Source organism: Roseateles terrae, from assembly GCF_014192155.1.
Taxonomy (GTDB): Bacteria; Pseudomonadota; Gammaproteobacteria; order Burkholderiales; family Burkholderiaceae_C; genus Roseateles; species Roseateles terrae.
The window spans coordinates 134292-158055 of record NZ_JACHXO010000001.1 but is presented as its reverse complement, the minus strand read 5'-3'; the positions used below and the strand labels follow the sequence as shown (position 1 = coordinate 158055).

Below are 23764 nucleotides of genomic sequence, written 5' to 3'. Positions count from 1 at the left end.
CAAAAACCAGCCTGGGGGCCGAAGCCTACCAGAATCTGGAGGGCTTCAGAGAAGAACGGCCTGACCTGTCGAAGTAAATCGCATGTCAAACCGTGAATGCAGGATCGACGAATCGATCAGTTCACCGCGTCCTTGAGGGCCTTGCCGGGACGGAACTTCGGAACCTTCGCCGACTTGATCTTGATTGCATCGCCCGTGCGCGGATTGCGCCCGCTGCGCGCAGCACGCTTGCTCACACTGAAGGTGCCAAAGCCCACCAGCGACACCGTGCCGTTTTTCTTCAGCGTGGTTTTGACACCGCCGATCACCGCTTCCAGCGCACGCCCCGCGGCGGCTTTGGAAATATCCGCCTGCTTGGCAATGTGCTCGATCAATTCGGACTTGTTCACGAAGGTACCCCCTCTATGGTTTCAACGCGGGGGACGCCACCCTGGCGGCCTCCGCACGACCCGATCCGGCTGCGCGGCACAGGGGGAAAACAAGGCTTTCCCCGAGTGAGCGCGGGAAGCGGATTCTAGACGGATTCACCTGCGGACCCGATCAGGGAAAAGTCCCGATACAAAGGGAAGGCATCCAGGAAGACAGGCGCTCAGCGTACTTTTGCGCGAATTTCGGGAAGCGCTTTTTGCAGGTAATAGACCATCGACCAGATGGTCAGCACCGCAGCCAGGTAAATCAGCCACGTGCCCCACAGGCGGGTATTGATGAGGCCGAACACGACGCCGTCATACAGCAGGAAGGGAATGGCCACCATCTGCACCGTCGTCTTGAGCTTGCCCAGCATGTGGACCGCCACCGAACGCGACGCACCGATCTGTGCCATCCACTCTCGCAAGGCCGAGATCGCGATCTCCCGACCCACGATCACCAGCGCCACCAGCGCATCCACCCGCTGCTGCTCCAGCAGCACCAGCAAGGCCGCACAGACCAGAAACTTGTCCGCCACCGGATCCAGGAAGGCACCGAAGGACGAGGTCTGGTTGAGCTTGCGGGCCAGGTATCCGTCCGCCCAATCGGTCAGCGCCACCAGGATGAAGAGCACCGTGGCCACCAGGTTCTGATGCGCGGGCGTCATCTGAAGATGGAACAGCCCCACGATCAGTGGAATGGCCACGATGCGGGCCCAGGTCAACAGGGTTGGCAGGGTCAGGAACATGGGTGGGATTGTGCCCACCTTTTGGGGGTGTTCGCCCCGATCTTGCAGGTTTGGATGCAATGAATTCCTGTGGCGCTCAGTCCAGCGTCCGGGGCTTGAACCGGCGGTCGTTGTTGAAGAGGAAGACTTCGTTGAACTTCCAGGGGTGCGGCAGGTGGCTGACGTCCCCATACGGCGCGGCACGGCGCACCGCCGCCATGGCCAGTTCAATGGTGTCCACGGCCTGACCCGGACGGCGCAGGACGCGGATGTTTCGTACCGACCCGTCGCGATTCAGTTCAATTTCCAGCACCGGAATGGCCAGCAGCACCGCAGGTACCTCCCCCATGTAGGTGGCGTCCGGGTTGGCGGCCACCAGCCGCAGCGCGGCCTGATGGCGAAGCTCTTCATGGCTGGACACCGCATGCGGCGGCTCCAGCCGCCCCTGGGCGTTCAGCAGCGACGCGGGCGACTCGGGCGAGGAACCGGGAGACGGCGCGAGCGGAGAAGTCGGAGAAGCCGGCGACACGGTCGGCGCCGGGCGCACACTGGCCGCTGACGGCGCCGCCTCGGATCCGCGTTGCGACGGACCGCCGCCGCATCCCGCCATCAGCACGCCCGCACCGATCACGGCGGCCCATCGCAGCCCTTGCCGCACGGCGCCGGCGGCCCGGCTCACGTTGTTCACAGTCAATGTCGACACAGGCATCTTTGCTTTTCAGTGCAAGGCACGGTAAATCTCTTCGGCCAGCTCCCGGGACACGCCCTTCACACTGGACAGCTCTTCAATGCTGGCACCCGCCACGCCGCGGACACCGCCGAAGCGTTGCAGCAATTGCGCCCGCTTCTTCGGACCCACGCCCGGCACGTCTTCCAGCCGCGAGGCACCGGTCCGCACCGAGGCGCGCTTGGCCCGCATGCCGGTAATGGCAAAGCGGTGGGCTTCGTCGCGAATCTGCGCCACCAGCATCAGCGCGGCGGAGTCGCGGCCCAGATAGACCTTCTCCCGTCCATCGGCAAACACCAGCTCTTCCAGACCGACCTTACGGCCTTCGCCCTTCTCCACGCCGACGATCAGCGACAGATCCAGGCCCAGTTCCACGAATACTTCACGGGCCATGGACACCTGGCCTTTGCCGCCGTCCACCAGCACCAGATCGGGCAGGCGTCCGGTGCCATTCTGAGCAGCTTCGGCCATGCGGCTGTAACGACGTGTCAGCACCTGGCGCATGGCGGCGTAATCGTCGCCCGGGGTGATGCCGTCGATGTTGAAGCGGCGGTACTGGCCGCTCTGCATCTGATGGCCTTCAAACACCACGCAGGAGGCCTGTGTGGCTTCACCCGCCGTGTGGCTGATGTCGAAGCATTCGACGCGGAACTTGTCCAGCTCGGTGATGCTCAGATCCAGCGCATCGACCAGAGCGCGGGTGCGCGCCTGCTGGGAGCCTTCCTCGGACAACAGGCGCGCCAGTGCGAGCTCTGCACCCTTGGCGCACATCTCCTGCCAGATGCGCCGCTGGCCACGGGGCTGGGCCTGCGTGGTGACGCGGTAGCCGGCCTGTGCGCTGAGGGCTTCGGCCAGGGCCGGGTCCACCGGATGGGAGAGCACCAGCAGGGATGGCACCGGTGCTTCCAGGTAGTGCTGGGCAATGAAGGCTTCCAACACCTGACGCTCGGCGCTGGGGGGCACACGGCGGGGAGCTGCGGGCTCACTGACGGTCGGGTCGGCGGGTGTGGCCGATGCAGCCGATGTCGCCGGTGTAGCCGGTGTGGCGGGTATCGCAGCCGTCTCTGCCAGATCGGCTTGCGGCAGCTCAGCCCCTTCATCCAGCTCGACCGGATCATCGTCCTCCAGCAGTGACACCGCCGTCGCGTCCTCCACATGCTTCGGGAAGTAGGCGCGGTCGCCCAGATGCCGGCCGCCGCGGACCATCGCCAGGTTGACGCACGCCCTTCCGCCCTGAAGGCGCACGACCAGAATGTCGACATCCCGATCGCGCCCGGTGGCGCTGTTTTCATCCACCGCCTGCTGCTGCAGCACCTTGGACAGCGCGGAGATCTGGTTGCGCAGCTCCGCCGCCTGCTCGTATTGCATGCGTTCGGCGTGGGCCATCATCTGCGCCTGCAGGCCGTCCATCACCTCCTGGGTCTCGCCCAGCAGGAAGCGCTCCGCATGGCTCACATTGCGGGCGTAGTCCTCCGACTGCCCTTCCGGCACGCAGGGTCCGGAGCAGCGGTGGATTTGATAAAGCAGGCAGGGACGGCTGCGGTTATTGAAGACGGTGTCCTCACAGGTGCGCAGCCGGAACACCTTCTGCAGCAGCTGGATGGATTCCTTCACCGCCCAGGCGCTGGGAAACGGCCCGAAGTAGCGATGGCGTCGGTCGACGGCGCCGCGGTAATAGCTGATCCGCGGCCACTGATGTCCTGAAAGCCGCAGGTACGGATAGCTCTTGTCATCCCGGAACAGGATGTTGAAGCGCGGATTCAGCGCCTTGATCAGGTTGTTTTCCAGCAGCAGCGCTTCGGCCTCGGTCCGCACGACCGTGGTTTCCAGGCGCGCGATGCGGGCGATCATCATGCCGATGCGGGTGCCGCCGTGGTCCTTCTGGAAGTAGCTCGAGACGCGGCGCTTCAGGTTCTTGGCCTTGCCCACGTACAGCACGTGGTCCTGCGCATCGAAATAGCGGTAGACGCCGGGCAGCTGCGGCAAGGCGGCGACTTCGGCCAGCACGCGGTCCCGCACCTCGCGGGCGGCGCGCTCCATGTCGCGCACGCGCTGGCCCTCGGCCGCTTCGATGGCCTGGCCCTGCTCGTTCCAGGTCTCGGCGTGGCGGTCGCGGGAGGACGGTGCGGATGCGCTGGCGGCCGGCTCTGCGGTGCTTTCGGAGCCCTGCGGGCTTGGCGCGCTGTTGGCGCTGTTCACGCTGTTCGCGATGCCGGGGCGGCCACCCTCGATGGGATCAACAGCCGGCGCCGGGCGATCCGGGTCGGTCGGAATTGTGCTCATGGTCGGAATTGTGCCGCCGGATAATCATCCGATGGCCGAGACGCAAGAATCCACCTCTTTTTCCTCATCCCCCAGCGCTCTCGACAATGCTCACGAGACCGCTCACGAGACCGCTGCTGTCACGCCTCTTGACAACGGTGCGCCTGGCGTCCTCATCGACGCTGCAGCCCCGACGCCCGACCCGCTTCGGGTTCGGGCTGTGCAAACGCTGCCTCGCTGGGATCTGTTCTGTCGAGTCATCGACAACCACGGCGATCTGGGCGTGTGCCTGCGCCTCGGCCGCGATCTGGCTTCGCGGGGCGTGCAGGTCAGGATGTGGTGCGACGACCCGTCGGGGCTCCGGTGGATGCAGCCGACCCCGGTGGACGGGCTGACAGTTCGGCCATGGTCCGAGGCAGAGTCCGATACCGAGCCCCCTGCAGACGTGGTGATCGAAACCTTCGGCTGCGAGCTGCCCGAGGCCTACCTGGCCCGCATGGCAAGGCGTGAGGTGCCCCCGGTCTGGATCAATCTGGAATACCTGAGCGCAGAGCGCTATGTCGAGCGCAGCCATGGCCTGCAGTCGCCGCAATTCAGCGGTGGCGGAGCTGGTTTGAACAAGTGGTTCTTCTACCCCGGATTCACCGCCCATACCGGCGGCCTCTTGCGTGAGCCAGGGCTGGCGGAGGCCGTGGCGCGGCATGACGGCCGGAGCTGGCTTGGGGAGCGCGGATGGGCGCCGGACGCCGGCGAACGCGTGCTGTGCGCATTCACCTATCCCCATGCGCCCTGGGACGAGTTCCTGGCGCATCTCGGCGGCGCATGGTTGCTCCTGCTGTGCCCGGGCAGCGCGCAGCAGCGGGTGCCGCCGCGGCTGCGTCCGGGCCAGCGCTGCATCGCCCTGCCCTATGTGAGCCAGACGGACTTTGACCGGCTGCTCTGGTCGTGCGACCTAAATCTGGTGCGCGGGGAAGATTCCTTTGTCCGCGCCCAATGGGCGGGGCGTCCGATGCTGTGGCAGATCTATTTTCAGGACGATGGCGCGCACGGTCCGAAACTGGAGGCTTTCCTGGATCAATCGCTGGCCGGCGCACCCGCTGCGCTGCAATCGTCGTGGCGAGGTTTGTCGCGCGCCTGGAACGGTTTGTCGGACGGGGTGGGTGGATTGGTGGAGCCGGTGCCGGCATCGGCGCACTGGGCGGACGGGGCCCTCCTGGATTTGGCGGTCCGCCAGGCGCAGGACTGGCGTGCCAAATTGATGGAACAACCGGATCTCGTCACCCAGCTCATGGGCTTTGCGTTGGGGAAGGCAGGGGTTTCGGGCTAGAATGCGAGGCTTTTCGCCGCTTGGGCGCCAGTTTTGGACGCATGTTTGCACATGCATCCGGGTCTGCAGCCATACCAGCGGCCCCACACTGCCGGAGCAGTTCGGATCTCGCCATTTCAGAGCACAGCCTGAGGCGCACCCCAGAGACTGTCCCGGAACTATCCCGGAATCATCATGAAGATTGCTCAAGAAATTCGCGCCGGCAACGTGATCATGCACGGCAAGGACCCGATGGTTGTGCTGAAGACGGAATACAGCCGCGGTGGCCGCAATGCCGCGACGGTCCGTATGAAGCTGAAGAGCCTGCTGAACAATTCGGGCACGGAAGTCGTCTTCAAGGCCGACGACAAGATGGACCAGATCATTCTGGACAAGAAGGAGTGCACCTACTCCTACTTCGCCGACCCGATGTATGTGTTCATGGACACCGAGTACAACCAGTACGAAGTGGAAGCCGAGAACATGGGCGACGCCATCAACTACCTGCAAGACGGCATGGAAGTGGAAGTGGTGTTCTACGACGGCAAGGCCATTTCGGTGGAACTGCCGACCAGCGTGGTGCGTGAAGTGACCTGGACGGAACCTGCCGTCAAGGGCGACACGTCGGGCAAGGTGCTCAAGCCTGCCAAGATCTCCACCGGTTTCGAAATCCCCGTGCCCATCTTCGTGGCCCAGGGCGACAACATCGAAATCGACACCCGCACGCACGAATACCGCAAGCGCGTCTGAGCCCCGTGCTCACGCCGGACCCCTGCTTCGCGGCGGCGGCGTCCAACAAAAAAGCAGCCCACGGGCTGCTTTTTTTATGCGCCCGATGGACGCTGATGCGGACGGGCGCGCTGACTCCGAGGCGACGCGGAAGGCGCGCTGGTGGAGTCGCGCCGGTGCAGGGATGCTGGTTTTAGGGATGCCGTTTCAGGTGCGATGCGTCGCTGCGCCGCGGTGCTTGTCCGACAGGGTGCGGCTGCTGTGCCTGGCCACCGCGGTCGGGCGGCTCGGGCGGCTGGTGGCGGTGGACATGCCGCTGGCCTTTGCCGACTGAGTGGACTTCGCGGACTTGGCGGGCTTGGCCGTTTTACCGGCCTTCGCCGATCCACTCGACTGACCCGATTGGGTGGCCTTGGTGGTCCTGGTGGTCTTGGAGGCCTTGGCGGTGTTGCCAGACTTCGCCCCCTTGACCCCTGTGGGCGCCCCCTTGCCCGAACGCTTGGCTGCCGCCCTGGCCCCGGTCTTGACGCCTGCCGTCGCACCGGCTGTCCCGGACGCCTTCACCGCCTTGGTGGCCCCGCCCTTCCTGGCAACCGACTTCCTGGCCGCCTTTTGACCTGGCTCCCCGGCCGCGACCGGCTGGGCCGCCATGGCCGGCGCTGGCGACGGCGTACCCGCCACGGCAGGTGCCACCATGCCTGGTGCTGGCGCCTGTCCCATCGGTTGTCCCGTTCCTTGCGGCAGGGCCCCTTGCTGGGCCCTCACCGGCAGGGCCATCGTGGCGAGGCATGCCAGGGCCAGACCTGCGAGGGCGGACCGGGCGCCCGCCGCGATGGCGGTGCGGGACGGCGCGGCGGCAGATGGGATGACGGACACAGCGGTCATGAATACCTCGTCTTGAAAATCGTTGGCACTGCACCGGCGCGGCGCAGCGAGCAGTCTAGAAACGCTCGGCTCCGTCAGTCACCACCCGGCTGCGGGTGGGTGCGTCCCGGAGATCAGACAAATTCACCTTGGCGCAGCCATTTGGTGGCCACCCATTTTTCGCCTTCCATCACCGGCGCGCCGCCGTGCAGGGTCAGCGTGCCGGGTTCGGGGCGGTCATAGCTGAAGAACACGGCATTGCCCTTCTGCGCCATCACATCCAGCTTCACATCGGGGAACACCGTGGCGCCACCCCGAGTGGGCGTATTCAGGTACATCACCAGGGTGCCGACCCGCTGCCCTCCGCGCTGCAGGATGGCCTTGCTGCTGGCGTGGCGCGGATCGAAGTAATCGTAGTGAGGCTGATATTCCGCGCCGGTCCGATAACGCAGCACTTGCAGGCCTTCGCCATTGCGCAGCGGCCAGTTCACGAGGGCGGCAATGCGCGCCTCGATGCGGGCCACCACCTCTGATTCACCGCGCTCAAAGAACATGCCTTCGCTGGTGCGGGCGGCATTCACCTCGCTGCCCTCCTTCTGCGACGCCACCGTCTCCGAGCGTGCGAGCCGGGCTCCCGCAGCGGTCACGATGGCATCACACTCCTCGTCCGTCAGCAGGCCGCCGAAGACCACCACGCGGGGCCGCGCCAGCGTCATCAGCACTTCCACGCGATGGCCATCCGGCAGCAGCACGGACCGCTGATCCCCCAGATTCGGCTCCGGTACCGTACCGGGCTCGACCACCGGCTCCGCCACCGCGGGCAGGCTCAGGACGGGCTCAGACGCCAGCGACGGATGCTCCTCCAGCGCCTGGCGTGCCAGATCGGGCTGCCAGCCACTGCTGAGCATGGCCTGGTACAGCGCTTCGCGGGTGATGCCGTTTTGCAGTTGCGCCGTGATCCACTGACGCAGTTCGGTGGTGAGGTACTGAGAGCTGCTCATGATGGTGTGTCTGCCCGTCCCTGGGGTGCTCCTGTGTCTGATCAGTCCGTCAGCCGGCGGCGGAACACCAGGCGATCGGGTGTGCTGGCTTCGGACGCGTAAGCGTAGCCGTCCACGGCAAAGTCTTGCAGGCCTGCTGGTGTCTGGATGTGATTTTGAATGGCAAATCGAGCCATCAGACCGCGGGCGCGTTTGGCGAAGAAGCTGATGATTTTGTAGCGACCGCCTTTCCAGTCCTCGAACTGGCATTCGATCACTCTGGGCTTGAGCGACTTGCGCGCTGCCGCCTTGAAGTATTCCTGGGACGCCAGATTCACGATCACCGGCGTCTGCAGCTGGGCGCTGCGTTCGTTGAGGTGCTCCGCGATCGTGTCACCCCAATACGCATACAGGTTGGCGCCTTTGGAATTGGCAAGGGCCGTCCCCATTTCCAGCCGATACGGTTGCAGCCGATCCAGGGGCCGCAGCACGCCATAGAGGCCGGACAGGATGGCCAGATGCTGCTGGGCCCACTGTAGATCGGCCAGGCTCAGCGAGCTTGCCTGCAGTCCGTCGTAGACATCGCCATTGAATGCCAGGACGGCGGGCTTGCTGTTCGCGTCGGTGAACCGTGTCGACCAGGCCTCATACCGGGCCAGATTCAGGGATGCGAGCGCATCCGAGATGTCCATCAGGCTGGAGATGTCGGCCTGGGTCTTGGTTTTCAGCAGCTCGATCAGTTCGGCGGACTGGGGAACGAAGGACGGACGGGTGACCAGGGCGGCGATGTTGGCCGGCGTGGGGGTGTCGTAGTCCAGTGATTTAGCGGGGGAGATCACATACAACATGGCGGTGATTGTCGCCGAGCGCCGACGACGGGGAACCGAACTCCGCCCTCAACTGACACGCCCCTCGCAACACCTCCAGAGAGTCACGCCCCTCGCCACATCTCGGTGCATTCTCAACGCACAGCCTCCGCCCACCACCCCCACACCCTCCCGCGTGCACTGCACCGGAAATCGCCGAGCCGGGTGCTGTTTGCGGAAGTCAAGGAATGAATGACCGGCGAAGCCGGGCAGAAGGGACATGGAGCAAACAGTGCCCGGCTCGGTGATTTCGAGCGCAGTGCACCACTAACCCCATACCAAGAACAAAAAAGCCACCCCGAAGGGTGGCTTGGATTTATCGCGCCAGCAGCCCATTCACTGCCGTCACATCCTCCGGCCGCAGCTGCCCGGCCGCCTGACGCAGCCGCAGGCTGTTCACCAGCACGTCATACCGCGCCTTCGCCAGATCCCGCTGGGTGGTGTAGAGCTGCGTCTGCGCATTCAGCACATCCAGGTTGACCCGCACACCGACCTTGTAGCCCAGCTGTGTTGCTTCCAGCGCCAGCTTGGAGGAAGCTTCCGCCGCCTCATACGCCTTCACCTGCGCCAGCAGCGACTGCACCCCGAAGAAGGCGCGCTTGGTGCCCTCTTCCACGCTTCGCTGGGCAAAGGCCAGATCGTTGCGCGACTTCTCTTCCAGAGACACCGTCTCCCGGATGCGATTCGTGATTGCGCCACCGCTGTACAGCGGCATGTTCAAGGCCACAGCCGCGCTGGCATTCGTCGTATTGCCGGTATAGCTCACACCGGTCCCGGTCTGACGCTGCAGCCCGTACGAGCCATTCAGATCCACCGTCGGCAGCCGCGCCGCCTTCGCCTTGTCGATTTCCAGCCGGGCCACATCCAGGCCCAACTGGGCCTTGCGAATCGCCGGATGCCCCGCTTCCGCGGTGTTGACCCACGCATCCACTGTCGATGGTGTCACCGGCGGCAACGCGACCGGCTGCGCCAGCGGACGCGGCTGCACGCCCACCCGGCCGACCAGCTGATCCAGCGTGACACCCTTCACCCGCAGATCGTTGTCAGCCGCGAGTTCCTGCGCCGTCGCCAGGTCATAACGCGCCTGCGCTTCCCGCGTATCGGTGATGGTGGCTGTGCCCACCTCGAAGTTTCGCTTGGCCGAAGCCAGCTGTTCCGCAATCGCCGCCTTGTTCGCCTGCGACGTCGCCAGCGCATCCTTCGCCGCCAGCACATCGAAATAGGCCGTTGCAATCCGGATGATCAGATCCTGCTCCGCCGTATCCAGATCCGACTGAGCGACTTCCACGCTCTTGCGCGCCTGCTCGATGGTCACACTGTTGCTGCGATTGAACAGCGCATACGACGCTGACAGCCCCGCGGTCGTCACCGTATTCCCGAACCGATCGGTCGACACCTTGCTCGGCGGATCGATCTCGTTGCGGGTCGCACTCGCCCCCAGCCCCACCTTCGGCCGGTTCAATGCTTCCGCCTGCCCCAGCTGATACTGCGCCGAGTCCGCCACGGCCCGTGCCGCCAGATAGGTGGCGTCATACACCCGGGCGGCTTCATACAGCTCCTGCAGGCTCTGCGCGCGCACGGCACCGGCCAGCCCGAGGGCAGCCATCAACAGCGTCATCCGCAGCGGGCGGCGGGTCAGGGACGTACGGCGATCAGCGGCCATGAAGCTTCCTCTTGTCGATGTAATGTTCTGGAACAGGCAATGGATCCCGAGGGATCAGTAACGAGGCACCGAAGGGTCGATCTCCCTGGACCATGCGTCGATGCCGCCGGCGAGGTTATAGACGACATCAAACCCCTGCCGGGTCAAAAATGCGACGACCTGCTGACTTCGGACACCGTGATGACAATAAACGGCGATGGGCTGCTCCGGATCCAGACGCTGCAGGTCGGACGGAATATCGCCCATCGGCACATGCTGGGTGACAAGACCCGGCACGTCGATCCGGGCCAGCGCCACCTCCCACGGTTCCCGCACGTCCAGCAGCAACGCCTGCGGCGTCTGCCGGGCCCAGGCGGACAGCTCCTGAACGGTCAGGGACATCATGGGTGCAGGGACGCCGGGGCGCCGGTCAGAAGCTGAAGGTGGAGCGGGCCTCGAAGCCCGGCAGACGCTCGACCACCGTCTCGAACAGGTTCTCGCGCTTGAATTCGCGCTCGCCGGTCCGGTAGGTGATGCTGGCGACCATCGCCGGCTCGTCGCCCACGATCGCGCCCAGACGGCCGCCGACCTTCAGCTGGTCCAGCAGCACCTGCGGCACTTCATGCGCCGAGCCGGACAGCAGGATCACGTCAAACGGCCCTTCATTCGGCAGGCCCTTGGTGCCGTCTCCCTCAACGACCGTGACGTTCAGCACCCCCGCGCGACGCAGCGATTCACGCGCCTGCGCAGCCAGCGCCGCATCCCGCTCGATGGTGAAAACCTGTTGCACCTTGTAGCCAAGCAGTGCGGCCATATAGCCGGTGCCGGTGCCGATTTCCAACACCTTCTCATGGCGCTTGACCTGCAGCTCCTGCATCCAGCGGGCTTCCACCCGGGGTGGCAGCGCATGGCGACCCTGACCCAGCGGCAGCTCGACGTCGGTGAAGGCCTTGTCGCGCAGGGCGGCGGGAACGAAGTCCTCGCGCTTGACGACGGCCAGCAGATCCAGCACGGAGGTATCCAGCACATCCCAGGGGCGGATCTGCTGCTCGATCATGTTGAAGCGGGCTTTTTCGAAGTTCATGTCCAGTCCTTCCGGTGGCCCCATGGCGCACCGATGCGGGCGATATTCTAGGCGTGGGCGGCGGGCTCGCCCCCGTCGCCCGGGCGGTTGAGAAGTCCCTTGAAAAGAAGATCCATGTGGAGGGCGATCACGGCCTCCGGGTCTTTCTTGGGTCCGAGGTCCAGTCCGCAGGCGCCGATCGAGTATTGATGCAGCACCATGTGGAGCACCGGACCGATCAGGACATGCACCGCCGCATCCGGGTCCACCGGGCGGAATTCGCCACTGGCCACCCCGCGGCGGATCACCTCGGCCAGCATGTTGCAGCTGGGGTCGATCACTTCGTCCACATAGAACGCGGCGATCTCGGGAAAGTTGCGGGCTTCGGCCAGCATGATCTTCATGATGCCGCCGGCAGGCGTCTGCCCCAGCCGCATCCACCATTCCTGCATCAGCCAGACCAGCAGGTCTGCCATCGGGCCGCGATGCTTGTCCAGCTCTTCCCGCCCTTCGGCGATCTTGCTGCCGAGGGACTCGCGAATCACGGCCTTGAACAGCTCCTCCTTGGACGGGTAGTACAGATAGAGCGTCCCCTTCGACACCCCTGCCCGCGCGGCCACCTCCTCCGACCGGGTCGCCGCAAAGCCTTTTTCGACGAACAGCGCCAGGGCCGCATCCAGCAGTTCCTGCGGACGCGCTTCCTTGCGCCGCTGTCGCTGCGAGGGGGAGGCTTTGGTGAGGGATGACATGAAGGTACTGACTAACCGGTCAGTACTGTAGCGCTGCGGGGTTGGGCGGGCAAGCGGGGTGGCCCGAAGCTGTCGACGAGCTGTCCGGGAGTTGTCTGTTCGCTGTCCAACGTTCATTCGGGGGAGCCGCATGCTGCGATTCGCCCGCTGCGGCCTGGAATCGGCCACCCGGTCCTCTATCATGCCCCGGCCCCGCGCCGATGTCCGGAAAGCGGACGGCAATCACCCTGGAGTTGATGTTGGACACAGTGATGTTGATCAAGGCCGCGATCATGGGGATCGTGGAAGGCCTGACCGAGTTTTTGCCGATCTCCTCGACCGGCCATTTGATCCTGGCCGGCTCGCTGCTCGGCGGATTTGATGACACCCGCGGCAAGGTCTTCGAAATTGCCATCCAGACCGGCGCCATCCTGGCGGTGATCATCGTCTACTGGCAGCGCCTGCGCGAGACGGCCGCCGGCCTGGGCAGCGATGCGCGCGCCCGCCGGTTTGTGCTGAATGTGGCCATCGGCTTCCTACCGGCGGTGATCCTGGGCCTGCTGTTCGGCAAGGCCATCAAGGCCCACCTGTTCACCCCCGTGGTGGTCGCGACCACCTTCATCGTGGGCGGCATCATCATCCTTTGGGCGGAGCGCCGGCAGGCCACCGCCGTGCGGGTGCATGAGGTCGACCAGATGACCCCCTGGGACGCCCTGAAGGTGGGCCTGGTGCAGTGTCTGGCAATGGTGCCGGGCACCAGCCGTTCCGGCTCGACCATCATCGGCGGCATGCTGCTGGGCCTGTCCCGCAAGGCGGCGACCGATTTCAGCTTCTTCCTGGCCATCCCGACGCTGATCGGCGCCGGCCTGTACAGCCTCTACAAGGAACGGGACGCGCTGGCGATGGCCGATGCGCCGCTGTTTGCCGTCGGCCTGCTCTTCTCCTTCATCAGCGCCTGGATCTGCGTGCGCTGGCTGCTGCGCTACATCGCCAGCCACAGCTTCACCCCGTTTGCCTGGTACCGCATCGCCTTCGGCATCGTGGTGCTGGTGACGGCCTACACCGGCGTCGTAGTCTGGCAGGACTGAGGCGCAGCACCCCCTCTCCCGAGGGGTGACCGCCGCCCTTGTGCGGAAATGGCGCCCTGCAGGGCTCCAGCCTGCCATTTGCTACCCCTGCTGCCTGCCTGGGCGGGCCCTGTTCGTTAGAATCGGGCCCATGACCATCACGATCAAGACCGGCGCCGACATCGACGCCATGCGCATCGCCGGCCGCCTCGCTTCCGAGGTGCTGGACATGCTCACCCCGCATGTCAAACCGGGCGTGACCACCGAACACCTGGACAAGCTGGCACACGACTACATCGTCCATGTGCAGCAGGCCATTCCCGCGCCGCTGAACTACCAGCCGCCGGGCTACACGCCCTACCCCAAGTCCATCTGCACCTCGATCAACCATCAGGTGTGCCACGGCATTCCCAATGACCGGCCGCTGAAGAACGGTGACATCGTCAACATCGACGTCACCGTCATCAAGGACGGCTGGCATGGCGACACCAGCCGCATGTTCGTCGTCGGCGAGGGATCGATTGCTGCCAAGCGCCTGTGCAACTTCACCTTCGAAGCCATGTGGAAGGGCATTCAGAAGGTCAAGCCGGGCGCCCGCCTGGGGGACATCGGCCACGCCATCCAGACCTTCGCCGAAAGTGCTGGTTTCTCGGTGGTGCGCGAGTTTTGCGGCCACGGCATTGGCCAGAAGTTCCATGAAGAGCCGCAGGTGCTGCACTATGGCCGCCCGGGCACGCTGGAAGAACTGGTGCCCGGCATGGTGTTCACCATCGAGCCGATGATCAACGCCGGCCGCCGCGAAATCGGCGAAATGCGGGACGGCTGGACCATCGTCACCAAAGACCGGTCGCTCTCGGCGCAATGGGAGCACACGGTGCTGGTGACCGAGACCGGTTATGAAATCCTGACCCAGTCGGCCGGCACCCCGGCCCCGCCGGCCTTTGTGCAGACACAGACGGCTGCGGCCTGATCATCTGCGCCCGCGACCGCACCCGCCCTCCGAGCTTCCACGCCCCAAGCGCTCGCGGCCTCCACCGCGAACTTCCTGAGTGAGCCCCGTGTCATGAGCGCAGTCCCCGCCTCCGGCAGCATGTCCGCCCCCTCCCCGGGCGCCCAGACCCCGATTGCGGTACTGCGTCAGGACTTCAAGTCCGGCAAGCTGGCGCTGCTGCAGGAATTCGCGCAGGCCAAGCCCACCATCTCCGCCGCCACACGGCTGATGCGGCAGCTGGCCCGTCATGTGGACGGCACGCTGCAAAAGCTCTGGACCTTCGCCGGCCTGGCCGAGCAGGCGCCCGAAGCGGCGCTGGTGGCAGTGGGCGGCTACGGCCGGGGCGAACTTTTCCCGCATTCCGATGTCGACGTGCTGCTGCTGCTGCCGGAAGGGCTGGCGCCCGACCAGCCAGGGCCGCTGAAGCAGGCCATCGAGTCCTTCATCACCGCCTGCTGGGACATCGGCCTGGAGATCGGCTCGTCGGTGCGCACGGTGCGGGAATGCCTGGACGAAGCGGCGGGGGATGTGACCATCCAGACGGCGCTGCTGGAGTCCCGGTGGCTGGCCGGTGGCCGTGTCCTGGTGCGCCAGTTCGAAAAGGCCTTCAACCAGGCCATGGACCCGCGCGCCTTCATGCGGGCCAAGACGCTGGAGATGCGCCAGCGTCACACCAAATACGAAGACACGCCGTACGCGCTGGAGCCCAACTGCAAGGAAAGCCCGGGCGGCCTGCGTGACCTGCAGGTACTGATCTGGATTGCCCGGGGCGCGTCGCTGGGCAAGACCTGGCCGCAACTGGCGGCCAAGGGCCTGATCACCGCGCTGGAAGCCCGTGCCCTGCAGCGCAATGAAGGCGTGCTCAAGTTGATCCGCTGCCGCCTGCACATCGCCGCGGGCCGTCGGGAAGACCGCCTGGTCTTCGACCTGCAGACAACCGTCGCCGAAAGTTTCGGCTACGCCTCCACCCCTTCGCTGCGGGCCTCGGAGCACCTGATGCGCCGCTACTACTGGGCGGCCAAGGCGGTGACGCAGCTGAACCTGATCACCCTGCTCAACCTGGAAGAGCAGATCAACGGCACCCGGGACAATGAACTGCGTCCGGTGAACGAGTTTTTCCTGGAACGCTCGGGCATGCTGGAGGTGGTCACCGATGACCTCTACGAGCGCCATCCTGAAGCCATCCTGCAGACCTTTCTGGTCTATCAGCAGACGACCGGCATCAAGGGTCTCTCGGCCAAAACGCTTCGGGCGCTCTATCACGCGCGGGGGCTGATGAACAGCGGCTTTCGCCGCGACCCGGCCAACCGTGCCACCTTCATGCGCATCCTGCAGCAGACGCAGGGCCAGACCCATGCCTTCCGGCTGATGAATCAGACGTCGGTGCTCGGCCGCTACCTGTGGCCGTTCCGCGCCATCGTCGGGCAGATGCAGCACGACCTGTTCCATGTCTACACGGTGGACCAGCACATCCTGATGGTGCTGCGCAACATGCGCCGGTTCTTCGTGCCGGAGCACACCCACGAATATCCGTTCTGCTCGCAACTGGCGGTGCAGTTTGACCGGCCGGAGGTGCTCTACATCGCCGCCCTCTTCCACGACATTGCCAAGGGTCGCGGCGGCGACCATTCCGAGCTGGGCGCGGAGGAAGCGCGTCGGTTCTGCCGGGCGCATCACCTGTCCAAGGACGATGCGGAGCTGGTGGAGTTCCTGGTCGAGCACCATCTGACGCTCTCCCGGGTAGCGCAGAAGGAAGACCTGTCAGACCCGGACGTCATCGAGCAGTTCGCCGCGCTGGTCAAGGATGAGCGCCATCTCACCGCGCTCTACCTGCTGACGGTGGCCGACATCCGCGGCACCGGCCCCAAGGTCTGGAATGCCTGGAAGGGCAAGCTGCTGGAAGACTGCTACCGCCTGACCCTTCGGGCGCTCGGCGGCGCCAAGCCCAATCTGGCGGCGGAGATCGAAGCCCGCAAAACCGAGGCGCGTCACGCGCTGGCGCTGCTGGCGCAACTGCCGGGGACCGAAGACGCTCTGTGGAAGACCCTCGAGCTGAGCTACTTCGCCCGCCATGATGCCCAGGACCTCGCCTGGCATGCCCGCGCGCTGTGGCGCCATGTGGAGAGCACCGAGCCGGTGGTGCGGTCCCGCCCCTCGCCGGTCGGGGAAGGCCTGCAGGTGCTGGTCTATGCGCGCGACCAGCAAGACCTGTTTGCCCGCATCTGTGGCTACTTCGACGGTGCCGGTTTCAACATTCTGGACGCCAAGGTGCACACCACCCGCAGCGGCTATGCGCTGGACACCTTCCAGGTCATTGCGCCGGAACTGGATCTGCATCATCGGGACCTGACGGCGCTGGTGGAGTCCAAGCTCTCGCTGGCGCTGGTATCGCCGAACCCCTTGCCCGAACCTCGCAAGGGCCGCCTCTCCCGCCGGGTCAAGAGCTTCCCCTTCACGCCCCGTGTGGACCTGAGGCCGGACGAACGGGCCCAGCGCTGGCTGCTGTCGGTCAGCGCCAGCGACCGGGCCGGTCTGCTGTATGGCATCGCCCGCGTGCTGGCCCGGCACGGCATCAATCTGCAACTGGCCAAGGTCTCCACGCTTGGCGAACGGGTGGAAGATACTTTCCTGCTGGACGGTGCCGCGCTGCAACAGAGCCGGATGCAACTGCAGATCGAGAACGAACTGCTGGACGTCCTGTCCGTCCGCTGATGAGCATCTATCACCAGATCCAGGCAGACGAGGCGTTTGCCAAGCTCGACGCTTTTCATCACATCATCGACGTGCGCACGCCGCTGGAATACGCCGAGGATCACATCCCCGGCGCGCTGAACTGGCCGGTCCTGACAAATGAAGAGCGCGTGGTGGTCGGCACGCTCTACCGGCAGGACCCGCTGGAGGCGCGCAAGGTCGGCGCCGCGATGGTCGCCCGCAACATTGCCCAGCACCTGGACGCGCAGCGTCCGCTGATGCAAAAGCACTGGCGGCCACTGGTCTATTGCTGGCGCGGCGGTCAGCGCTCGGGCAGCATGAACTGGTTCCTCAACCAGATCGGCTTCAAGTCGCTGCAATTGGTGGGCGGCTACAAAGCCTTCCGCGGCGAGGTGCTCAAGACCCTCGCCGACCAGCCCCGGCAACTGCGATTCGTGGTGCTGTGCGGACGCACCGGCACCGGCAAGACCCGGCTGCTGGGTCATCTGGCCGCGCAGGGCGAGCAGGTGCTGGACCTGGAAGGACTGGCGCGCCATCGTGGCTCCGTCCTGGGCGCCCTGCCCGACGCGCCGCAACCCACCCAGAAGGCCTTCGACACCGCGCTGTGGCAGACGCTGTCACGCCTGGATCCGCAGCGCCCGGTCTTCGTCGAAAGCGAAAGCCGCAAGATCGGTAGCGTGCAATTGCCGGAGCCGCTGCATCAGCGGCTGCGCGAGCACGGTCAGTGCATCTGGATCTCGATGGAAGAAGCCGGCCGGGTCCAGCTGCTGCTGGAAGACTATGCCCATTTCCAGGCCCGGCCCGATGCCTTCGGCGCCTTGCTGGAAGGACTGGTCAGCCTGCGTGGACGCGAACGGGTGCGCCGCTGGCAGGCCCAGGCGACTCAAGGCCAGTGGGCCCAGGTCTTCGCAGAACTGATGCGGGATCACTACGACCCCGGCTACGAACGGTCCCTCACCAACCACTTCCCGCAGTTGGCGACGGCGCCCCAGCTGCTGCTGCGAGACGGCAGCGAGCCGGAGCTCGCGCGCGCAGCGGCTGACCTGCGCGCGCGCTTTTGCGAGCGCTTGCCTTAAACGGCCAGCAGTTCCACTTCAAACAGCAGCGTGGCGTGCGGCGGAATCACGCCGCCGGCGCCGTAAGCGCCATAGCCCAGCTCGGACGGGATCACCAGATAGCGGGTGCCACCGACTTTCATGCCCTGGACGCCTTCGTCCCAGCCCTGGATCACTTCGCCGCCGCCCAGATGGAAGCGGAACGGGTCGCGACGGTCCTTGCTCGAGTCGAACTTGCGACCGCGCTGACCATCCTTGAACAGCCAGCCGGTGTAGTGCACCGTCACGCGCTTGCCGGCTTCGGCGACGGCGCCTTCACCTTCCACCGTGTCCTGATATTGCAGGCCGCTGGGGGTATTGGTCAGCGTCAGCGAGATGGGCTCGGCGCCGCCGCTCACGCCCAGCAGTTCCACTTCGAACATCAGCGTGGCGTTGGGGGGAATGACGCCGCCGGCGCCGCGAGCGCCATAGCCCAGGTTCGGGGGTATGACCAGCACGCGGGTGCCGCCGACCTGCATGCCCTGCACGCCTTCGTCCCAGCCCTTGATGACCATGCCGCCATCCAGTTCGAACTCGAACGGCTCGCCGCGGTCCTTGCTGGAGTCGAACTTGGCGCCCTTCTGGCCGTCGTTGTAGAGCCAGCCGGTGTAGTGCACCTTCACGTCCTGGCCGGCCTTGGCGGTGGCGCCGGTGCCCGGCGTGGTGTCTTCGTATTGCAGGCCGCTGGCGGTCGTGGTCATGGTGTTCCTTGGAATTGCAAAACCCGCATGATGCCAGCCCTTGAGACCGAGCAAAGCCGAGCACGGCCAACGGCCCTTCTGCATGCAGCGCCCGCCGCCGCTCCATTCATCATAAATTTAGGAGTTCCTCGCCGCTTTTATCGTCGATGACAGGGCGACTGGTGACCCACTACGCCCGTCAGCCCTTGGCCAGTCAGCCCCTGCCCAGTCAGGCCACCAACTGCGTCCGCCAAGCCTTCACAGCGCTGGCCAGAACGTCTGCGATGCTCGCCTGCGGGGCGAGATCGTCAAGCCAAAGCCCCAGCCGCGCCGCCGCCCGCTTCAGTGCGTTGACGGGATCCGAGAGGTCCAGCGCCTGTGCCCCATTTTGCTTGGACAGCTTCTCCCCGTTCTCTCCCATCACCAGCGGTGTGTGCAGATAGCGCGGCCGCGGGAGTCCGAGCAATTGCTGCAGCCGGATCTGCCTGGGCGTGTTGTCCGTGAGGTCTTCCCCCCGGACCACGTCGGTGATGCCCTGCCACCCGTCGTCCACCACCACGGCCAGCTGATAGGCCCACAACCCATCCGCTCGCAGCAGCACGAAGTCTCCGACCTCCCGGGTCAGGTTCTGGGTCTGCGTCCCCAGTCGGCGGTCTTCCCAGCTCAGCAGCAGATCCTGCGCGCCATCCAGCCCTGCGGTGCTGAGCAGCCGCCACGCCCGCGCCTCACGCCCGTGCAGCCCGCCGCGACACGTTCCCGGATAGACCAGTTCCCCGTGCCGCTCCCGCGAGCCTCCCAGCGCGGCCAGCGCCTGTGCGATGTCCTTGCGGGAACACGCGCAGGGATAGGCCCAGCGCTGCGTCACCAGGGTCTCCAGCGCGTGCCGGTAACGCGCTTCCTGCGCTGGGGCCGACTGCCACACCGGTGGCTCGTCCGGCATCAGGCCGACCTGCGACAGCTGTGACAGGATGAGTGCATCCATCCCGGCCGGGCACCGCGGCCGGTCGACATCCTCGATACGGACGAGCCAGTCGCCCCCGTACGCGCGGGCATCCAGCCAGCTGGCCAGCGCGGCCACCAGCGAGCCTTCATGCAAGGGCCCGGTGGGCGACGGCGCAAACCGGCCGCGATAGCGACCCGCGCCACCCGCCGCTTCACTCACAGCAGCAATCCCTCATGCTGGTCAATCAAAGCCCGCCGTGTCGTCTCGTTGTGCAACTGCTTCAGCCACCACGCGAGCGCCTTCGCTGGCGGATGGCCGGTATTGCGCCAGGCGTAATTCATCGGCGAGACGCGCTTGCCCTGGAAGGTCGGCTTGATCAGCAGCCGCCCCGCCTCCACGTGCCGCCGCACCATCGACGTCGGCAGGAAGCCGCATCCCAGGCCGCGCACCAGCGCCTCCAGCTTCGTGGCCATCGACGGCACCGTCAGCACCTCCTGGCCGGGCATCACGCCCAGCGTCATCGGCGCCAGACTACGGGCGGTATCCGCCACCGCCACGATGCGATGCGGCGCCAGGTCGGCCGAACTCAGCGTGCCTTCCACCTGGGCCAGTGCGTGATGCGGCGCCACGCAGAACACCATTTCCATCGGCCCCAGCACCTCGCAGATCACCGAACTGCCGGGCGGCTGCGCACTGGTGCCGATGGCCAGATCGGCCTGCCCCGACATCAGCGCTTCCCAGGTGCCGGACATCACCTCGGTCCGCAGCTTCAGGCGCGTGGGCGGCGGATGTCCGTCTTCCGTGTGCTGATAGAACGATTCCATCAGATCAAACAGGGCACGACGCGCCAGGGCGTCGTCCACCGCAATCGTCAGTTCACTCTCCCAGCCGGTGGCCACCCGCTTCACCCGATTGGCCACCGCATCGATCTCCAGCAGCAAGCGCCGCCCCTCGGTCAGCAGTTCCTGCCCGGCCGAGGTCAGCACCGCCTGGCGGGAGCTGCGGTCAAAGAGCAGCACATCCAGCGCGTCCTCCAGCTGGCGGACGCTGTAGGTCAGGGCCGAAGGCACCTTGCCCATCTCGCGCGCCGCGGCGGCGAAGCTGCCGGTCCGCGCGATGCTGTCCATCATGGCCAGGGCTTCAGGGGTCAGGGCCCGTCGTTTGTCGTGTTGTGACATGGCTTCATCTTATTTGAATGCAGGCCTCAAAACCCCTCCCCCTCGGGAGGGGCGCCCTTCCCTACAGTGAAGCCATCGCAAGTCAACAAGGAGCAACAACATGCGTGAACTGATCAAGTCCTCGGACCGTGGTTATGCGGATCATGGCTGGCTCAAGAGCTTCCACAGTTTTTCGTTCGCCAACTACTACAACCCCCGCCGCATGGGCTTCGGCCCGCTGCGGGTGATCAATGAGGACAAGGTCGCCGGCGGCACCGGCTTCGGCACCCATGGCCACCGCGACATGGAAATCATCAGCTATGTGCTGAGCGGTGAACTGGCTCACCAGGACAGCATGGGCAACGGCACGCCGGGCGGCGCGAATGCAGGCGTCATCCGTCCGGGTGACGTCCAGCGCATGAGCGCCGGCACCGGGGTGATGCACAGCGAGTACAACCATTCGAAGGACGGCCAGACCCACTTCCTGCAGATCTGGATCATGCCGAACCAGCAAGGCGTTGAACCCGGCTACGAGCAGAAGCATTTCCCGGACAGCGAGAAGCGCGGCCAGCTGCGGCTGATCGCTTCTCCGGACGGTGCGCAGGATTCGGTGTCCATCCATCAGGACGCCCGCCTGCATGTCGGTCTGTTCAATGGCGATGAACGTGCCGAGCTGCCGCTGGCCACCGGTCGCCTGGGCTATGTGCATCTGGTGCGCGGAGAGCTGACGGTGAACGGCGAAAAACTGTCGGCCGGTGATGCGCTGCAGATGAGCGAGGAAGCCCGCGTCGTGCTGGAACAAGGCCAGGACGCCGAAGTGCTGGTCTTCGACCTGCCGGCGTAAGCGGGGATCGGCCCTTCCGGTGATCGCCGGAAGGGCCTGCTGCAACAGCCCGCGGCGGCGGCAAGGAACACCTTTACTGCGTGACCCGACTCAGGCGCGCGGCCGTTCTACCGGCCCGCCAAGGAGTCTGGCATGTATCCCCCACACAGCCTCGCCCGGCACATCGACAGTGCGCTGGAACAGTATCTCTCGGCTGGCTACGGCGATGACCCTGAAGAGCCTCCGCGGCTCTCGCCGATGCAGGGCGAGCCTCCGCAGAGCATTCCTTCACAGGGCGATCCGTTACTCACCAGCATCGACCTGCTGGACCGCGCCATGGGCCACGCCCGTGGGCAGGCGCCGACGGCGCCGATCGCGCAGATGTCGCTGATGACGAAGATGGGGCCGATGGGGCCGATGGGGCCGATGACGCCAGTGGCGGACCTGCCTGACCTGCCGGATCTGCTTGCAACCGATGGCGACTCAGGCTTCGATTTTCTACTCTCTCCAGCGGACCCCCAGCAGCCGGAGGCCTCGCGCGCGCAGAGCCATATCGACCCCACTGAACGATCCGGGGAGGCGGGCCGATCGGGGCGGGGGCCGTCACTGCAGTTCACGCCATCTCCCTGGACCTTCAGTTCGTCGCCCACGATCTCCGGCTTTCCGGCGCCCGGCATGGGGCTGCCTGAAGGACCGGCTTCGAGCATGGCCCCATCGCCTGACGAGGCCAGCGGTTCGCTCCCTCGGCAGACCCCGCTGCAGGGCCTGTCCGGGCTGCTGCTGGACGGCCTGCAGGGGCCGAAGTTCCGCATGCCGAAGCACCATCTCGAGAGGCCGCATCCCTACCAGCGCCGGGAGGCTGCCAAGCCGCCACAGACCGGACATTTCCCGCCGCCGACGCTCAGTCCGGCCTCCGACACCGCCCGGGGGCCTTCACAGGCCATTGCTTCGCCGGCCGTCGCGTCTGCGCCCGCGCCCGAGTCGTGCGGCGGCCCACGCGCTGGCCGCTCCCAGTGCTCGCCGTCGACGCGGATGGATGGACCCTCTCCCGCCAGATCCGACAGCGACACGCTCAGCATCCCCAACACGCCCGAGTCACGCTCGACATCCGCCTCGCCCGCGACCCTCGCGACCCCCATCCTCATACCCACCACCAGTCCGCACAGCACCTGCAGCTGGTCCAGCCGGGCCAGTTCGGGAGAAGGCAGCCGCGCAAGCCGCCGCAACAGCCAGAGTGAGTCTGTCGCCGCCCGCAGCGCAGCGCACGCCGCGCCGAACCCGGAGAGCGCCAGCGCCAGGGCTGGCCCTCGCGCGGCTTCAGGCGCCGCCACCGTGGCTGCAGCGGTCGCACTGGCGACGCTGAAGAAGCAGGCCCTCCGGCTGCAAGCCGTGACCCGTCTCCCCCACGACCGCCTCTGGCCAGCGGAGCCGGCTGCAGACTTCCTCCAGGCTGCGGTACAGGTCAACGGCTGGCCCGACACCCTCGCCATTGACTACCTGGACTTCACCGTCCACCCTCCGTTGCGCAGGCTATTGCGCAACGCGACGACAGAGCCGCCAGGAACGACCCTCGCGCCAGCCACGCCACTGCCCGTCAGCATCACCCGCTATCCGGACGGCCGTCTGGACGCCGGCCTGACCAGCACACCGCCGGACCTGAGGCACACGGTCGCCGCCACCCCGCTGGGCCACCTCGACGCCATCACCTGCGGCCTGCGATGGATCCACCATGGCCCCTACGAGCGGGCTTTGTCCGCCCTTCTGGCCACCTTTCCGATGCCGCTGAACGACTTGAAGCGGGAGCTCAATGCCCAGGGGCATCCCGTCGGCAACTACGCGATTGCGCTGAAAGCGATGGCGGTCACCGTCCGGTCGCAGACGGCGATGCATCAACTTCAACTCGCCATGGAGCATGGACAGTTGCTGGCATCGACCGGTCCGGCATCGCGGCACCCGGCTTCGGACAGCCCACGCCTCTCCCTGGGGAAGTGAACA

22 protein-coding genes and 1 pseudogene are annotated in these 23764 nt (G+C 65.9%); 8 read left to right on the top strand and 15 right to left on the bottom strand.

Features of this window, described 5'->3' with window-relative positions:
• Positions 1-116: 116 nt before the first annotated feature.
• The 4 genes from FHS28_RS00705 to uvrC form a co-directional block, all read right to left on the bottom strand.
• On the bottom strand, positions 117-389 hold the full coding sequence (locus tag FHS28_RS00705) for an HU family DNA-binding protein (RefSeq protein ID WP_088449538.1): 273 nt from the start codon (positions 387-389) through the stop codon (positions 117-119).
• Between the two features lie 200 nt (positions 390-589).
• Positions 590-1156 carry a CDP-diacylglycerol--glycerol-3-phosphate 3-phosphatidyltransferase gene (gene pgsA, locus FHS28_RS00700; protein WP_088449539.1) on the bottom strand — a complete coding sequence of 189 codons (567 nt, stop codon included), beginning with the start codon at positions 1154-1156 and terminating at the stop codon, positions 590-592.
• A gap of 76 nt (positions 1157-1232) precedes the next feature.
• Complete coding sequence (locus tag FHS28_RS00695; protein WP_310736719.1) at positions 1233-1838, bottom strand: energy transducer TonB; 606 nt, start codon at positions 1836-1838, stop codon at positions 1233-1235.
• Positions 1839-1853: 15 nt separating this feature from the next.
• Complete coding sequence (gene uvrC, locus FHS28_RS00690) at positions 1854-3902, bottom strand: excinuclease ABC subunit UvrC (protein ID WP_088449769.1); 2049 nt, start codon at positions 3900-3902, stop codon at positions 1854-1856.
• A 241-nt stretch (positions 3903-4143) separates the two neighbouring features.
• Between uvrC and earP the strand changes: the two genes are divergently transcribed.
• Together earP and efp are read left to right on the top strand one after the other, a co-directional pair.
• Positions 4144-5451, top strand: coding sequence for an elongation factor P maturation arginine rhamnosyltransferase EarP (gene earP / locus FHS28_RS00685; protein ID WP_246409387.1), 1308 nt, complete (start codon positions 4144-4146; stop codon positions 5449-5451).
• Positions 5452-5625: 174 nt separating this feature from the next.
• Complete coding sequence (efp, locus tag FHS28_RS00680) at positions 5626-6180, top strand: elongation factor P (RefSeq protein ID WP_058934835.1); 555 nt, start codon at positions 5626-5628, stop codon at positions 6178-6180.
• A gap of 186 nt (positions 6181-6366) precedes the next feature.
• On the opposite strand, the gene FHS28_RS00675 is transcribed toward efp, so the two are convergent.
• From FHS28_RS00675 to FHS28_RS00645, 7 genes are all read right to left on the bottom strand, one after another.
• Complete coding sequence (locus FHS28_RS00675) at positions 6367-7044, bottom strand: hypothetical protein (protein WP_184293931.1); 678 nt, start codon at positions 7042-7044, stop codon at positions 6367-6369.
• A 113-nt stretch (positions 7045-7157) separates the two neighbouring features.
• On the bottom strand, positions 7158-8024 hold the full coding sequence (locus tag FHS28_RS00670) for a 2OG-Fe(II) oxygenase (RefSeq protein WP_088449543.1): 867 nt from the start codon (positions 8022-8024) through the stop codon (positions 7158-7160).
• 41 nt (positions 8025-8065) lie between these two features.
• The gene (gene yaaA / locus FHS28_RS00665; RefSeq protein ID WP_088449544.1) at positions 8066-8851 is read right to left on the bottom strand and encodes a peroxide stress protein YaaA; all 786 of its coding nucleotides are present in this window, start codon (positions 8849-8851) and stop codon (positions 8066-8068) included.
• 334 nt (positions 8852-9185) lie between these two features.
• On the bottom strand, positions 9186-10532 hold the full coding sequence (locus FHS28_RS00660) for a TolC family outer membrane protein (protein ID WP_088449545.1): 1347 nt from the start codon (positions 10530-10532) through the stop codon (positions 9186-9188).
• 54 nt (positions 10533-10586) lie between these two features.
• A complete protein-coding gene (locus tag FHS28_RS00655) occupies positions 10587-10916 on the bottom strand; it encodes a rhodanese-like domain-containing protein (protein WP_088449546.1) in 330 nt (109 codons plus the stop codon).
• Positions 10917-10941: 25 nt separating this feature from the next.
• The gene (locus FHS28_RS00650; protein WP_088449547.1) at positions 10942-11595 is read right to left on the bottom strand and encodes a protein-L-isoaspartate O-methyltransferase family protein; all 654 of its coding nucleotides are present in this window, start codon (positions 11593-11595) and stop codon (positions 10942-10944) included.
• 47 nt (positions 11596-11642) lie between these two features.
• Positions 11643-12323, bottom strand: a complete 681-nt coding sequence (locus FHS28_RS00645) for a TetR/AcrR family transcriptional regulator (RefSeq protein WP_088449548.1) — start codon at positions 12321-12323, stop codon at positions 11643-11645.
• A 239-nt stretch (positions 12324-12562) separates the two neighbouring features.
• Between FHS28_RS00645 and FHS28_RS00640 the strand changes: the two genes are divergently transcribed.
• The 4 genes from FHS28_RS00640 to mnmH all read left to right on the top strand — a co-directional run bounded on the left by FHS28_RS00640 (position 12563) and on the right by mnmH (position 18148).
• The gene (locus FHS28_RS00640; protein WP_088449770.1) at positions 12563-13390 is read left to right on the top strand and encodes an undecaprenyl-diphosphate phosphatase; all 828 of its coding nucleotides are present in this window, start codon (positions 12563-12565) and stop codon (positions 13388-13390) included.
• A 130-nt stretch (positions 13391-13520) separates the two neighbouring features.
• Positions 13521-14339 carry a type I methionyl aminopeptidase gene (gene map / locus FHS28_RS00635; protein ID WP_088449549.1) on the top strand — a complete coding sequence of 273 codons (819 nt, stop codon included), beginning with the start codon at positions 13521-13523 and terminating at the stop codon, positions 14337-14339.
• Between the two features lie 93 nt (positions 14340-14432).
• Entirely contained in the window at positions 14433-17072 is a 2640-nt protein-coding gene (locus tag FHS28_RS00630) for a [protein-PII] uridylyltransferase (RefSeq protein WP_088449550.1), read from the top strand.
• Positions 17072-18148, top strand: a complete 1077-nt coding sequence (gene mnmH, locus FHS28_RS00625; protein ID WP_088449551.1) for a tRNA 2-selenouridine(34) synthase MnmH — start codon at positions 17072-17074, stop codon at positions 18146-18148. Before FHS28_RS00630 ends, mnmH begins: the two co-directional genes overlap by 1 nt.
• Here mnmH and FHS28_RS23955 read toward each other — a convergent pair.
• The 4 genes and pseudogenes from FHS28_RS23955 to FHS28_RS00610 form a co-directional block, all read right to left on the bottom strand.
• Positions 18145-18498 carry an FKBP-type peptidyl-prolyl cis-trans isomerase gene (locus FHS28_RS23955; protein ID WP_246409531.1) on the bottom strand — a complete coding sequence of 118 codons (354 nt, stop codon included), beginning with the start codon at positions 18496-18498 and terminating at the stop codon, positions 18145-18147. The genes mnmH and FHS28_RS23955 overlap by 4 nt on opposite strands.
• Positions 18499-18522: 24 nt before the next feature.
• Positions 18523-18867 (bottom strand): annotated as a pseudogene (locus FHS28_RS23950) (FKBP-type peptidyl-prolyl cis-trans isomerase); the annotation flags it as partial.
• Positions 18868-19075: 208 nt separating this feature from the next.
• Complete coding sequence (gluQRS, locus tag FHS28_RS00615) at positions 19076-20008, bottom strand: tRNA glutamyl-Q(34) synthetase GluQRS (RefSeq protein ID WP_088449553.1); 933 nt, start codon at positions 20006-20008, stop codon at positions 19076-19078.
• On the bottom strand, positions 20005-20967 hold the full coding sequence (locus tag FHS28_RS00610) for a LysR substrate-binding domain-containing protein (protein ID WP_088449554.1): 963 nt from the start codon (positions 20965-20967) through the stop codon (positions 20005-20007). Before FHS28_RS00610 ends, gluQRS begins: the two co-directional genes overlap by 4 nt.
• Positions 20968-21067: 100 nt before the next feature.
• Here FHS28_RS00610 and FHS28_RS00605 point away from each other — a divergent pair, with 100 nt between their 5' ends.
• Together FHS28_RS00605 and FHS28_RS00600 are read left to right on the top strand one after the other, a co-directional pair.
• Positions 21068-21790 (top strand): pirin family protein, encoded by a 723-nt coding sequence (locus FHS28_RS00605; protein ID WP_088449555.1) that lies wholly within the window; start codon positions 21068-21070, stop codon positions 21788-21790.
• 132 nt (positions 21791-21922) lie between these two features.
• Positions 21923-23761: a hypothetical protein gene (locus FHS28_RS00600; RefSeq protein WP_088449556.1), complete on the top strand. Its 1839-nt coding sequence runs from the start codon at positions 21923-21925 to the stop codon at positions 23759-23761.
• The last annotated feature ends 3 nt before the right edge of the window (positions 23762-23764 follow it).